Raw genomic sequence first — 13,384 nt, 5'->3', positions numbered from 1 at the left:
CCCACGTACGTCCCGTACGAGGACTTCCGTCCAGCACGCCGAGAGCACGCACCGGACGCCGCTCCTTGACGGGCGAACGTCGCCCGCCGCGGCACTAGCCGTCCCGTTGGGCGGGGAAGCGTCGCCCCAACTGCCGGGCCATGTCCCGGGCGGGCGCCGGTACGGCCCGCGGCGGGGGAGCGGCCGGCGGGCGGAAGTCGTGCACCGGTGCCTGCCAGGCCGAGACGTCGAGCGAGCCGTCGCCCAGCGGAAGCACCCAGCGCGGGTCCGCGTGCACCCGCAGCACCTGCGCCTCGACATGGGTCCAGGCGCCGTCGGTCACCGTCCGCTCGCCGACCCGGCGCGCCTCCAACTGCACCGGGCAGTGCGCCAGTCGGGGCGGCCGGACCAGCTCGGAGGGCTCGGTCCACGGTGCCTCCGCCTCGGGGCCGGGGGCCGTCCCCTCCTCGGCCGCCGTCCCCCGGGGCGGCAGGTTGAAGACGACGTCCGGGCGCACCGCGAGATTCTGCGCGGTGCGGCCGCGGGCGGGCAGCCAGAGGCTCACCACCGGGCCGAGTTCCCACCGGATCCGCAGCGCGACCACGACGAACGTCCCGTCGTCGTTCTCCGTGGACAGCAGCGCCGGCACGACCCAACCGCTCTTCTCCAGCGCGGATTTCATGCCCCCGAGGATAGAAGCCGGACGATTCGGTGCTCACCGAAGTGTTATATGTGATTACGCTCTGCACATGATTCGATGGGACGCCGATCACGTAAGCACCGCCGAAACCCCCGATCTGGCCGCCCTGGCGGCGCTGCTCGCGGACCGTACCCGCGCCGCCATCTGCATCGCCCTGCTCGACGGCGGCACCTGGTCCGCCGGCGAACTGGCCGAGTATGCGGGGGTGGCCCCGTCCACCGCGACCGAACACCTCAACCTCCTGGTCGCCGGCGGTCTGTTGACCGAGCGGCGGCAGGGGCGCCGGCGCTGCGTCCGGCTGGCCGGACCGGACACCGCGGAGACCCTGGAGAACCTCGCCGGGCTCGCCCCGTACCGCCGGGTGCGGGTCCGCTCGCTGGCCGAGGCCAACCACCGCCGGGCCCTGCACCACGCCCGGGTCTGCTACGACCACATCGCCGGGGCGCTCGGCGTGGCCATCGCCGAGGCGATGGCCGAACGCGGTCTGCTGCTGCGGGAGCACGGACCGGAGCTGACCGTCGCGGGCGCCGAGTGGCTGGCCGCCCTGGGCATCCCGGAGGCCGGCCAGGCACCGGCCCACCGGGCGCATGTGCGCACCTGCCGGGACTGGACCTCGCGCCGCCCGCACCTCTCCGGGGCGGTCGGCGCCGCCCTCTACCGGCACGCGGTGGAGCGCCGCTGGGTCGTCCGGGCCCCGGCCAGCCGGATCCTCGCGGTCACCGAGGCCGGCCGGACCGCCTTCCGGAGCCGGCTGGGGCTGCCCGCCGAGGTGCTCACGCCCGCCCCGGCGGTGGTGCTGCCGGGCGACCGGACGTGAGGTCAGTCCTCGCCGACGTGGCTGATCCGGTCGTCGCCCAGCCGGTGCTGGGCGTCCTTCAGGAGCAGCCGCAGCAGCCCGGCCAGCTGCTCCTGCTGCTCGGGGGAGAGCGACTGGAGCAACTCCGCCTCGCGGCCCAGTACTTGGTCGACGGTGGACTCGACGAGGTCGTGGCCGGCGGGGGTCAGCTCGACCAGGACGGTGCGCGGGCGGCCCTCGCCGGGGCGGCGGACGACCAGGCCCTCGCGTTCGGCGCGGGCCACCCGTTGGGAGATCGCCCCGGCGGTGATCAGGGAGCGCCGGCTCAGCTCCCGGGTGCTCAGGGTGTACGGCGGGCCGCCGCGGCGCAGCACGCTCAGCAGGTCGAGGGTGGCGGTGTCCACGCCGGCGGCGCCCAGGACCCGGCGCCGGTCGTCGCCCAGCAGCTTCGCCAGCCGCCACAGGGGGGTGACGATCCCGATGGAGGAGACCGGCGTGCCGGGCCGCTCGCGCTGCCAGGCGGCGGCGATCTCGTCCACGAGGTGGGCCGAAGTGCGGGGCGTGGAACGGCCGTTGCCGTCCGGTGTCTTGGCGGTGCTTGCCACGGGGCCTCCGGGGAGTGTTATGTTCAGGTCTAAATTTAGCTCTGAACGAAGGGTGTCACCACCCCAATGTGTTTAGGTCTAAACGTCACGGACGGAGTCCAGCACATGACACGCACCATCCTGGTCACCGGCGGCGGCACCGGCATCGGCCGGGCCCTCGCCGAGCACTTCGCGGCCCGCGGCGACCGGGTCCACATCACCGGCCGGCGCCCCGGCCCGCTCAAGGAGACCGCCGACGCCCTCGACGGGGTGACGGCCCTGGTCTGCGACCACACCGACCCCGCGGCGCTCCTCGCCCTCGCCGCCGCGCTGCCCGAGCGCCTCGACGTCCTGGTCAACAACGCCGGCGGCCAGACCGACTTCGACGCCGACGGCGCCACCGATCTGGCCTCCTACGCCCGGGACTTCCGCGCCAACCTCGACGCCAACCTCGTCAGCGCCGCGCTGACCACCCGGGCCGTGGCGGACCGGCTGGCGGCCGGCGGCGCGGTCGTCCACATCGGGTCCATCGCCGCCGACCAGGGTTCCGGTTCCTACGGGGCGGCCAAGGCCGGGCTCGCCTCCTGGAACGTCGAGCTGGCCCGGACCCTCGGCCCGCGCGGGATCACCGCCAACGTGGTCTCGCCCGGCTATATCGCCGGCACCGAGTTCTTCCGGGACCAGCTCGCCGACGAGCGCCGGGAGCGCCTGATCGCGGACACCGCCACCGGCCGCCCCGGGGGCCCGGACGACATCACCGGCGCGGTCGCCTTCCTGGCGTCCCCGGCGGCCCGGCACATCACCGGACAGGTGCTGAACGTCAACGGGGGCGCCCACACCACCCGTTGACGCCCGTCAGGCGCCGTCGCCCTCGATCAGCCGGGCCGGGAAGCCGCCGGTCGCGATCGGGCCCCAGCGCCGCGGCGTCACCCGGACCAGGGACTTGCCCTGCTTGCGCATCGCCGCGCGGTACTCGTCCCAGTCCGGGTGCTCGCCGGCGATGTTGCGGTAGTACTCGACCAGCGGCTCGATGGAGTCCGGGGTGTCGATCACCTCGGCCTCGCCGTCGACCTGCACCCACGGGCCGGTCCACTCGTCGGACAGCACCAGCACGCTGACCGACGCGACCCGGCGGATGTTGCGGACCTTGGCCCGCTCCGGATACGTCGACATCACCAGCCGGCCGGAGTCGTCCACCCCGCAGGTCAGCGGCGAACCCTGCGGGGTGCCGTCGGAGCGGCGGGTGAGCAGGATCGCGCGGTGCCGGGGGCGGACGAACTCCAGCAGCTCGGGCAGGTCGACACGGGTGGTGGTGGCGATGGCAGGACTCATGGACGCGAGCCTAAGGGGCGTCCCGTAATCCGTGGCGGATCAGCGCGCGGCGTCGGATGCACCGCACTCGCTGCGCTCGCTCCGTCTCGGCTCCGGCCTTGGTCCTCTGGATGCCGAGCTGCATCGCGAGGCGGAGGGGCGTCCGCATGCGGGGCGTCTGCGGACGGCCGCCGCCCGGGGCGCGGCCCCGTCCCGCCGGTCAGCCCTTCAGCAGCTGCTTGCCGGTGACCGCGTCCACCACCTTGCGGTCCGCCAGCGGGCTCTTCAGCTGCACCTTCGCCGGGTGGGTGGCCAACTGGTCGGTGCACATGCCCTTGGGGTTCTTCTTCTTGCCCCAACCGGAGACCACGATCAGGTCCTTGGACTCCAGGACGCGGGCGCCGTAGTCGGCGTCGCAGGCGCCGTGGCCGACGGTCACCGTGAGCTCCCGGGCGTCCTTGGCCGTGGGGTGCTCGGCACCGGCCAGCGGCAGCAGCGCCTCGTGCTGCCCGGTGACCGGCGTGACCTTCGGCCAGTCCCGCACGATCTGCGCGGCCCGCTGCTCGAAGGCGTCCGCGCGGTGCTGCGGCGCCGAACTCTCCACCGTCTGCGTGGCCTTGCCGCAGCCGGAGAGCGCGAGGGTGCCGGCCGCGGCGAGGCCGACGACCAGGGCGGTCACGCGGGTGCGGGAGCGGGGGGCGGTGTACTGCATGAGATGTCTCCTCGGGTCGGTCGCGGATGGGACGTGTCAGGGACGCGACGGGTTCCACCCCGGCTGACCAGGGCGAACCGCGGGCCGCGCCCGCCTCGCCGTGTGTTCGGTCCGTTCACGGCGGCGTCGGCCCGGTCCGCGTTCGGTACGGCGTGCCGATCCGTTCCGGCGCCCGCGAGGGCCGTCGCGGAGACGGACCGGCCGTGGCGCCGGGGGAGCGGGAGGCCGGGCGCGGGCTCCGCTTCCGTCCTCCGCGCGGCGCGCGCGGGTACCTTCGGCCGGGTGGCCGTGCCGGCCCGCCCCCGGGCCCCGGTGCGCGGCGCAGGGCGCCCCGGAGCGGGCGGGAGACGAGCGGGCAGAGCGGAAGAGGGCACGGCATGCAGCTGCACACCCATGAGTGGGGCGCCGGGGACCGGATCGCGGTGCTGGTCCACGGGATCATGTCCGACCACCGCACCTGGCACCGGGTCGGTCCGGCCCTGGCCGCCCGCGGCTACCGCGTCCTCGCCGTCGATCTGCGCGGCCACGGCCGCAGTCCGCGCGGCGACTACGCGCCCGAACTCTTCGCCGAGGACCTCGTGGACACCCTGCCGACCGGTGCCGAGGTCGCCCTCGGCCACTCGCTGGGCGGGCTGGCGCTGGCCCTGGCCGTCGAGCGGCTGCGGCCGCGCCGCGCGGTCTACTGCGAACCGGCGTGGTCGCTCGCGGGCGTGGGGCAGGCGGTCGACCCGGCGGTGTTCGTGACGTTCAAGAACGCCGACCGGGCGCGGGTGCGGGCCTTCAGCCCGCGCTGGGACGATGCCGACGTCGACGTCGAACTGGCCACGCTCGCGGACTGGGACACCGCGACGGCACTGGCCCTGTCCGGCGGCCATCTGCGGGACCGGACGCCGGCGCGGCCGGTGGTGCCGTCGCTGGTGCAGATCGCGGGGAAGGGCTTCCTGTTCACCGAGGAGGCGGCGAAGGAGCTGGTCAGCCGCGGTTTCACGGTCCGGACCGTGCCCGGCGCCGGGCACACCGTCCACCGGGACGATCCGGCGGGGTTTCTGGCCGGGCTGGCGGGCTGGATCTGACGCACACGAGGTGATGCCTCGTCAGGTGTCGCAGTCCAGCAGGGTCTTGCACAGGCCGCAGCGGGCCTGGAGGCGGCCGCGCACCGGCACCCGGATCCGCTGGCAGCAGGCCGGGCAGGGGAAGGAGACCCGCAGCGGCGCGCCGGTCCCCGGGGCGGGCTCGAAGGCGTAGCCGTCGCCGGGGGCGGACGGGGCGGCGCGGTGCGGGTCCTGGGCCGCGCGGCGGTCCCTGGCGTAGCGGAGCCGGGCGGTCCAGCCGGCGCCGGCGAGCGGCGGCCGGTGGGCGTCCTTCTGGGACCGGGCCCGCCCCGCGGTGTAGGCGTCGTACGCCTGCGGGCTGGTGAACCACGGCGCGGGGTCCTCGCCGAAGAAGTCCGCCCGCTTGGCCAGGACGTAGCCGAACTCCTCGGGCGTCAGATAGCCCAGCTTCTGCGAGAACGGGCCGTGCTCGCGGTAGGCGTCCAGCAGCAGCCAGCCGGCGCCGAGGTAGGCGGCGACGGTGTCGGTGAGGATCTCGTTGTCGCGGGTGCCGGGGAAGGACAGGTCCAGCCGGTGCAGCCAGACATGGGTCACCTCGTGGGCCAGGGCGGCGCCGATGTCCTTGCGGTGCCGGCGGAAGCGGTCGTTGAGCTCGACGAAGTACTCGGGGCCCGCGGTCAGTTCGACGGTCGCGGCATGCTCCATCTCGCGGAAGGTGATCACGATCCGGGCGTCCGGCAGGTGCAGTTGGCGGACGAGGGCGTGGGCCACCCGCTGGGCGCCCAGATGGAGGTCCTCGGCGTCGTCGAAGGCGACGTCGACCGGCAGGACGCTGGTGGGGAACGTACTCACGGTGTCGTAGGAGACCCGGCGGAAGAGCGCCGTGAGGGCGGCGCGGACCGTGTCGAGATGAGGGAATCCATGCGCGATCCCGCTGTCGCCGGTGGTCATCGGCCCACTGTACGGCTGCCGCGGGCGTCTACGGGGCAGAGGGCGTAAGGGAGTTGGCCGGATGTTGACCCTTGTCACTCTGTTCCCCCGCTCCACATAATCACAGGGCGCTTTACGGGTTCATTGCCCAGACCCCGGAAAGTCGTGTGGTGTACGGCCGTTGGCCACACGGCTTTTGCCGCGGCCATGCCCGGTGCGGGTTTGGCATGGGCCTGTCATGACGCTTCGTTTCTCGACCCCCCACGGAAGGAAGCACCTTGCGCAGCTCCCGGAAGCACCTCAAGAGAACCCTCGCCGCCGGCGCCGTCGCCCTGGCCGCCGCCAGCCTCCAGCCGGTCGCCGCCCACGCCGCGCCCGCCCCCGCGCCCAGCGGCTCCGTGCACTCCCACGTCGTCGGCGGCACCCGCGCCGACCAGGGCGAGTTCCCCTTCATGGTCCGGCTGTCGATGGGCTGCGGCGGCGCCCTCTACGCCAAGGACATCGTGCTCACCGCCGCGCACTGCGTCGACGGCAGCGGCCCCAACACCTCCATCACCGTCACCGGCGGCGCCGTCGACCTGGAGGACTCCGCCGCCGTCAAGGTCAACTCCACCGAGGTCCTCCAGGCCCCCGGCTACGACGGCAAGGGCAAGGACTGGGCCCTCATCAAGCTGGCCAAGCCGATCGACCAGCCCACCCTGAAGATCGCCGACAAGGACACCTACAACAACGGCGACTTCACCATCGCCGGCTGGGGCGCCGACAAGGAGGGCGGCGACCAGCAGCGCTACCTCCTCAAGGCCACCGTCCCGTTCATCGACGACGCCACCTGCCAGAAGGCGTACGGCGACTCCCTCACGCCCGGCGAGGAGATATGCGCCGGCAAGCTCGACACCGGCGGCGTCGACACCTGCCAGGGCGACTCCGGCGGCCCGATGTTCCGCAAGGACGACGCCGGCGAGCTGATCCAGGTCGGCATCGTCTCCTGGGGCGAGGGCTGCGCCCGGCCGGGCAAGCCCGGTGTCTACACCGAGGTGAGCACCTTCGCGGCCGACATCGCCAAGGGCGCCGGCCAGCTCGGCTGACGCACCCGCACCACCGGCGGCAGGGGCCCGGCCATCGCGCGGGCCCCTGCCCGTCGTGCCGGCCGCCGCCGCGGCACGCGGGCCGCGGCGGCCGGCGGACTCGGCCGCCCCGCCGGTCACTTCTGTCCAACACCTGGCGCCCCTCAGTCCATGGGCCTGCGCCCCGCCCGCCCCGCACGCTGTCCGCCGGAATGGCCGCAGGCCGCACCGCCACCGAGGAGGACGCGCGTGACCGCACAGCCAGGACCCAGCCGCAGACAACTCGTCGCCGCCACCGCGCTCGCCGGCGTCGCCACCGCCCTCCCGCTCGGCACCCGCACCGCGGCCGCCGCGCCCCGCACCGCCACGACGGTCCTGCGCTCCACCGCGCTGGAGGTCCGTCTCGACCCCGCCTTCCCGCGCATCGTCTCCTACACCGACCGCGCCACCGGCGCCGTCCTGCACGGCCAGGAGACCCCCGTCACCCAGGTCCTCATCGACGGCACCCCGCACACCCCCCGCGTCACCCACCGCGCCCGCGCCGACCGCGCCGCCTACACCCTCGCCCTCGACGGCGGCACCACCCTCACCGTCGAGATCACCGTCGACGACTGGCAGGTCACCTGGCGCGTCACCGACCTCACCGACACCCCCGAACTCCGCGTCGGCACCCTCCAGATACCCGACCTCGCGCTGCTCAGCGTCCGCAGCGACCAGCCCGGCGCCCACCTCCTCGCCGCCCGCCTCCAACTCGACAAGGCGCAAAGCGGCGACACCCTGATCGAGGTCACCCCGAGCACCCCCACCGAGCCCGCCCCCACCGGCTGCGCCTATGCCGTCGTCGCCACCGACCAGCTCGCCGCCGCCATCGAGACCAACACCGTCTACGACACCCCCACCGGCGACACCACCTGGGAGAACGGCCGCCTCTGGCGCCACACCCTGCGCGGCGACGGCTACGTCAAGGCGCAACTCGCGCCCGGCCAGTGGACCCACCGCGCCGCCCGCCAACCCACCGGCGCCACCGAACCCCTCCCGTACGCCACCGTCGTCCTCACCCGGGACCGCAACGGCGACGGCCGCACCGACTGGCAGGACGCCGCCATCGCGCTGCGCGACATCATGGTGAACCCGCTCGGCGCCGACACCCAGCACCTGCGCGTCGTCCCGCACATCCCCTTCAACTTCGCCAGCCAGGCGACCAACCCGTTCCTCGCCACCCTCGACAACGTCAAACGGATCGCCCTGGCCACCGACGGCCTGCGCCAGTTCACCCTCCTCAAGGGCTACCAGTCCGAAGGCCACGACTCCGCCCACCCCGACTACGGCGGCAACTACAACCGGCGCGCCGGCGGCCTGGCCGACCTCAACACCCTGCTGCGCGCCGGGAAGAAGTGGCACAGCGACTTCGCGGTGCACGTCAACGCCACCGAGTCCTACCCCGTCGCGCACGCCTTCTCCGAGACGCTCGTCAACAAGGACGACAAGCAGTGGGACTGGCTCGACCAGTCCTACCGCATCGACGCCCGCCGCGACCTGGTCTCCGGCGACATCGCGGCCCGCTTCGCCCGGCTCCGCAAGGAGACCGACCCCGCCCTGAACACCCTCTACCTCGACGTCTTCCGCGAATCCGGCTGGAACTCCGACCGCCTCCAACGCCATCTGCGCGACCAGGGCTGGCAGGTCGCCACCGAATTCAGCAACGGCCTGGAACGCTCCGCCCTGTGGACCCACTGGGCCAACGAGACCGACTACGGCCCCGACACCTCCCGCGGCCTGAACTCCCAGCTCATCCGCTTCCTCCGCAACCACCAAAAAGACGTCTTCGCCGACAAGTGGCCGACCCTCCTCGGCGCGCCCCGCATGGGCAACTTCGAGGGCTGGACCGGCAAGAACGACTGGCACGCCTTCCACACCATCGTCTGGAACGACGCCCTGCCGGCCAAATACCTCCAGGCGTACCCCATCCGCACCTGGGACACCCACGAGATCACCTTCGAGGGCCCCACTCGCACCGCCGTCACCGACACCGGGGGCACCCGGCGCATCACCACCGACGGCCGCCTCGTCTACGACGGCGGCCGCTACCTCCTGCCCTGGGAACCCCGCCGCGCCACCGACCCCGCCAAGCTCTACCACTACAACCCCCGTGGCGGGCAGAGCAGTTGGCAGCTTCCGCGCGGCTGGGCGGGCGCCCCCGCGGTCCACGTCTACCGGCTCACCGACCAGGGCCGCGCCGACGCGACCCGGATCCCCGTCACCGGCGGCCGGATCACCCTCACCGCCCGCCCCGGCACCGCCTACGTCGTCTACCGCACCCCGGCCCCCGCCCAGCCCGACCCGCACTGGGGCGAGGGCACCCCGCTGACCGACCCCGGCTTCCACGCCGGCACCCTCGACGCCTGGCAGACCACCGGACCCGCCACCGTCCAGCTCAGCGACCGCGGCGACTACGAGCTGGTCATCGGCCCCGGCGCCGCCGCCACCGTCGCCCAGCGCCTGGCCCGCCTCGCCCCCGGCGACTACGCCGCCTCCGTCCAGGTCGAGGTCGGCGCCGCACCGGGGGAGCGGCGCCGGGCGGCGCTGACGGTCCGCACCCCCGACGGCGTCACCGCCACCAACTGGACCGAGACCTCCACCGCCGCCAACTACGTCGCCGCCGACCGCAAGACCGGCACCCGCTTCCAGCGCATGACCACCCGCTTCACCGTCCCCGACGGCGGCGGCCCCGCCACTCTCGCCCTGACCGCCGACCCCGGCCGGGCCCGCGTCCGCTTCGACAACGTCCGCATCGTCCCCGCGCCCCGCACCGGCCGACCGGGCACCCTGGTCTTCGAGGACTTCGAGCACGTCCCGCAGGGCTGGGGCCCCTTCGTCAAGGGCGACGCCGGCGGCTCCACCGACCCCCGCACCCACCTCGCCCAACGCCACGCCCCCTTCACCCAGCGCGGCTGGAACGGCAAGGCCATCGACGACGTCATCGACGGCACCCAGTCCCTGAAGTCCCGCGGCGAGCACCCCGGCCTGGTCTACCGCACCGTCCCGCACACCGTCCGCTTCACCCCCGGCCGCCGCTACCGCGTCACCTTCCGCTACGAGAACGAGAAGGCCGACCAGTACGCCTGGATCACCGCCGTCGACGCCCCCGCCGCCCGCGAACTCACCCGCCGGCCGCTGCCCGCCGCCACCCGACCGACCACCTTCGCCTACGAGTTCACCGCACCGGAAGACGGCGAGGCGTGGGTCGGACTGCGCAAGACCGGCAGCGACGACACCGCAGAATTCGCCCTCGACGCCTTCCAGGTCACCGAGGCGTGACGACCCCCTGACGGGCCGGGTGCCGGGGCACGGAACCCCGGCACCCGGCCCGCCTCACGGCACCAGCCGCGGCGCCCCCGCCGCTCCGTCGGCCCCGTCCGGCCCCTCCAACTCCAGCACCAGCACCTCGTTCTCCCCCTCCCGCAGCACAGGGCCCGGCACGAACAACCCCCGCTGCGGCCCCACCGACCAATACCGCCCCACCGGAAAGCCCCCCACCCACACAAACCCCCGCGTCCACCCCGGCAACTCCACCACCGCATCCCCCACCCCACCCTCCGGCACCGTCACCGTGCCCCGGTGCAACCCCCGTGCCCCCGGCCGCGGCCCGCCGAACGCCAACCCGGCCACCGCCGCCGCCCCCGCCGCGCCCTCCACCGCGTCCAAGGACAACCCCCGCGCCCGCACCCCGTGCAGATACTGCCGCTCGTGCAGCACCCCGCCGGTGATCCCCTTCGCCTCACCCAGCCGCGGCCCGTAGTTGACCCGTCCCAACGACTCCACCCACAACTCCGCCTCCGCCGGCCCCGGCACCCTCCCCAGTACCTCGGACCCCTCCTCCAACACCGGCCCCCGCACGCCGTCCACCACCGTCACCGCCCGGTCCCGCAACCCCGCCACCCGCAACGCATACGGCTCCCGCGGCCCCGGCACCGCCACCCGGTACCGCACCAACCCCCGCTCCACCCCCACCTCCTCGAACGTCGGCGGCACCCCCGCGCACACCTCCGCACCTCCCAACGCCTCCACCACCGCATCCAGCGCCACCCACCCCGACAACGCCGCCTCCAACGGCCCCGCCACCACCGGCTCCGGCTCCGGCACCCCCGGCAACGGCCCCTCCGCGAACGGCGCCAGCACCTCCCGCATCCGCCAGAACTTCTCCGTCGGCCGCCCCCGCTCGTCCACCGGCGCCCCGTAGTCGTACGAGGTCACCGTCGGCAGCAACGCCCCGTCCTGCACCTCACCCGCGCGGTTCGCCCCCGCCCACCCACCGAAACTCGTCCCCCCGTGCGCCATGTACACATTCACCGACGCCCCGCACTCCAGCACCTCCCGCAACGCCTCCGCCGCGTCCTGCGCCCCCCGCGGCTCCGCCTCCTCCCCCCAGTGCGCGAACCACCCGCACCAGAACTCCATGCACATCAGCGGCCCCCGCGCCCGATGCCGGCGCAGCGTCGCGAACGCCTCCCGCGCCCGCGACCCGAAGTTCACCGTCGCGAGCACCCCCGGCACGCTGCCCCCGGTCAGCATGTGGTCCTCCGCCCCGTCCGACGTGCACAGCGGCACCGACACCCCCAACTCCCGCAACCGCCGCGCCAAGTACCCCAGATACTCCGCATCCGACCCGTAGGACCCGTACTCGTTCTCCACCTGCACCAGCACCACCGGCCCACCCCGGTCGCACTGCCGCGCCACCACCTGCGGCAGCACCGCCTCCCACCACGCGTCCACCGCCCGCAGGAACGCCGCGTCCCGGGTCCGCACCCGCCGCCCCAGCGCCCCCGTCACCCACCACGGCAGCCCCCCGTTCTCCCACTCCCCGCAGATGTACGGACCCGGCCGCACGATCGCCATCAGCCCCGCCGCCGCCACCGCGTCCAGGAACCGCCCCAGCGCCCCCACGTCCCGCACCTCGTCCGGCCGCGGCGCGTGCCAGTTCCACGGCACATACGTCTCCACGCAGTTCAGCCCCATCGCCCGCAGCATCGCCAGCCGGTGCCCCCACTGCGCCTCGTGCACCCGGAAGTAGTGCAGCGCCCCCGACAGCAGCCGCACCGGCCGCCCGTCCACCTCGAAGTCCCGCTCCCCAACGGCAAACCGCACCGCACGCCTCCCACCTCGTCGTTCCCGGACGCCCCCACCCTCGCCCTCTGGCGGCCCGCCGGTCCATGGACAAAGATCGACGCTGTATGGACGGAGCGGGGGAGCAGGGCACACGGCGAGGGGCGGACCGGCCGGCATGTACCACACCTGGATGCGCTACTTCACCCCGAGCCCGCTCCACCACCGGCTCGGCCTGGTCTGCCTCGGCGTCGGCCTCCAGCACGGCACCCTCCCGCCCGTCGGCCCGCGCACCCTCGACCACCACGTCGCCGTCGTCGTCAGCGCCGGCCGCGGCTGGTTCACCGCCCCCGACGGGCGCCGCCGCACCGTCACCGCCCCCGCCCTGCTCTGGCTCCTCCCCGGCGTCCCCCACCACTACGGCGCCGACCCCGGCACCGGCTGGGACGAGGCCTTCGTCGACTTCACCGGACCCGCCACCGACACCTACACCGAACTCGGCTACATCGAGCCGCAGCACCCCCTCGTCCCGCTCTCCGACGCCGGGCCGGCCCGCGCGGCGGTCGGCCGCATCGCCCGCGCCGCCCGCCGCGGCAACCCCCTCCTGGAGGTCGAGACCGCCGCCGCCGTCCACGAACTCCTCGTCGCACTGCGCCGCGCCCGCGCCGACACCGACCCCGACGGCCAACCGGTCCTGGCCGCCCTGGCCCGCGACGCGTTCCGCCGCCTCTCGATCGCCGAGCACGCCGCCCGGCACGGCATGACCCCCGCCGAACTCCGCACCGCGGTACGCCGCGGCGCCGGTTGCAGCCCCAAGGACTACCTCCTCGCCATCCGCCTGGGCCGCGCCAAGGAACTCCTCGTCACCACCGAACTCCCCGTCGCCGCCGTCGCCCGCCGCGTCGGCTACGACGACCCCGCCTACTTCAGCCGCCTCTTCACCCGCCGCGTCGGCCTGGCCCCCGCCCGCTTCCGCGCCCGCCAGGTCCACGCCGTCCCCGGCGGCTGGTCCACCCAGGTCCCCGACCCTTCCGCCCCACCCCGCATCGACTGACCCCGGCCCCCGTCGGCCCGACGACCGACCACCAGGCCCCGGCGGACCACCCGAGCCACCACCGCACCGTGGGAGGCCGACCCCGGCGTGGGAGGCTGC

At 74.4% G+C, this 13,384-nt stretch carries 12 protein-coding genes; 6 read left to right on the top strand and 6 right to left on the bottom strand.

What is annotated here, in order from left to right; all coding sequences use genetic code 11:
- Positions 1-94 precede the first annotated feature (94 nt).
- Positions 95-661: a hypothetical protein gene (locus ACIQE0_RS19405; RefSeq protein ID WP_366331797.1), complete on the bottom strand. Its 567-nt coding sequence runs from the start codon at positions 659-661 to the stop codon at positions 95-97.
- A gap of 67 nt (positions 662-728) precedes the next feature.
- Between ACIQE0_RS19405 and ACIQE0_RS19400 the strand changes: the two genes are divergently transcribed.
- On the top strand, positions 729-1,496 hold the full coding sequence (locus ACIQE0_RS19400; protein WP_402333626.1) for a winged helix-turn-helix domain-containing protein: 768 nt from the start codon (positions 729-731) through the stop codon (positions 1,494-1,496).
- Positions 1,497-1,498: 2 nt separating this feature from the next.
- Here ACIQE0_RS19400 and ACIQE0_RS19395 read toward each other — a convergent pair whose 3' ends face one another.
- Positions 1,499-2,080 (bottom strand): MarR family winged helix-turn-helix transcriptional regulator, encoded by a 582-nt coding sequence (locus tag ACIQE0_RS19395; protein WP_402333624.1) that lies wholly within the window; start codon positions 2,078-2,080, stop codon positions 1,499-1,501.
- Positions 2,081-2,185: 105 nt separating this feature from the next.
- Between ACIQE0_RS19395 and ACIQE0_RS19390 the strand changes: the two genes are divergently transcribed.
- Positions 2,186-2,908 (top strand): SDR family oxidoreductase, encoded by a 723-nt coding sequence (locus ACIQE0_RS19390; protein WP_366331799.1) that lies wholly within the window; start codon positions 2,186-2,188, stop codon positions 2,906-2,908.
- Positions 2,909-2,914: 6 nt separating this feature from the next.
- Here the strand turns inward: ACIQE0_RS19390 and ACIQE0_RS19385 are convergent, their stop codons facing one another.
- Both ACIQE0_RS19385 and ACIQE0_RS19380 read right to left on the bottom strand, forming a co-directional pair.
- A complete protein-coding gene (locus tag ACIQE0_RS19385) occupies positions 2,915-3,391 on the bottom strand; it encodes a PPOX class F420-dependent oxidoreductase (protein ID WP_366331800.1) in 477 nt (158 codons plus the stop codon).
- A gap of 199 nt (positions 3,392-3,590) precedes the next feature.
- Positions 3,591-4,082 (bottom strand): hypothetical protein, encoded by a 492-nt coding sequence (locus ACIQE0_RS19380; RefSeq protein WP_366331801.1) that lies wholly within the window; start codon positions 4,080-4,082, stop codon positions 3,591-3,593.
- Between the two features lie 377 nt (positions 4,083-4,459).
- On the opposite strand from ACIQE0_RS19380, the gene ACIQE0_RS19375 reads away from it, so the two are divergent.
- Entirely contained in the window at positions 4,460-5,155 is a 696-nt protein-coding gene (locus tag ACIQE0_RS19375) for an alpha/beta fold hydrolase (RefSeq protein ID WP_402333619.1), read from the top strand.
- 21 nt (positions 5,156-5,176) lie between these two features.
- Here the strand turns inward: ACIQE0_RS19375 and ACIQE0_RS19370 are convergent, their stop codons facing one another.
- Complete coding sequence (locus tag ACIQE0_RS19370) at positions 5,177-6,085, bottom strand: hypothetical protein (RefSeq protein ID WP_402333616.1); 909 nt, start codon at positions 6,083-6,085, stop codon at positions 5,177-5,179.
- A 257-nt stretch (positions 6,086-6,342) separates the two neighbouring features.
- On the opposite strand from ACIQE0_RS19370, the gene ACIQE0_RS19365 reads away from it, so the two are divergent.
- Positions 6,343-7,149, top strand: a complete 807-nt coding sequence (locus ACIQE0_RS19365; RefSeq protein WP_402333613.1) for a S1 family peptidase — start codon at positions 6,343-6,345, stop codon at positions 7,147-7,149.
- A gap of 228 nt (positions 7,150-7,377) precedes the next feature.
- On the top strand, positions 7,378-10,446 hold the full coding sequence (locus ACIQE0_RS19360; RefSeq protein WP_402333610.1) for an endo-alpha-N-acetylgalactosaminidase family protein: 3,069 nt from the start codon (positions 7,378-7,380) through the stop codon (positions 10,444-10,446).
- 54 nt (positions 10,447-10,500) lie between these two features.
- On the opposite strand, the gene ACIQE0_RS19355 is transcribed toward ACIQE0_RS19360, so the two are convergent.
- Complete coding sequence (locus tag ACIQE0_RS19355) at positions 10,501-12,273, bottom strand: beta-galactosidase family protein (RefSeq protein ID WP_402333607.1); 1,773 nt, start codon at positions 12,271-12,273, stop codon at positions 10,501-10,503.
- Positions 12,274-12,409: 136 nt separating this feature from the next.
- Between ACIQE0_RS19355 and ACIQE0_RS19350 the strand changes: the two genes are divergently transcribed.
- On the top strand, positions 12,410-13,285 hold the full coding sequence (locus ACIQE0_RS19350) for a helix-turn-helix domain-containing protein (RefSeq protein ID WP_402333604.1): 876 nt from the start codon (positions 12,410-12,412) through the stop codon (positions 13,283-13,285).
- Positions 13,286-13,384: the final 99 nt, after the last annotated feature.

It is taken from the genome of Streptomyces sp. NPDC093097 (assembly GCF_044754325.1).
GTDB lineage: Bacteria > Actinomycetota > Actinomycetes > Streptomycetales > Streptomycetaceae > Streptomyces.
The sequence above is the reverse complement of the archived record's forward strand: the minus strand, read 5'-3'. Positions and strand labels throughout refer to the sequence as shown.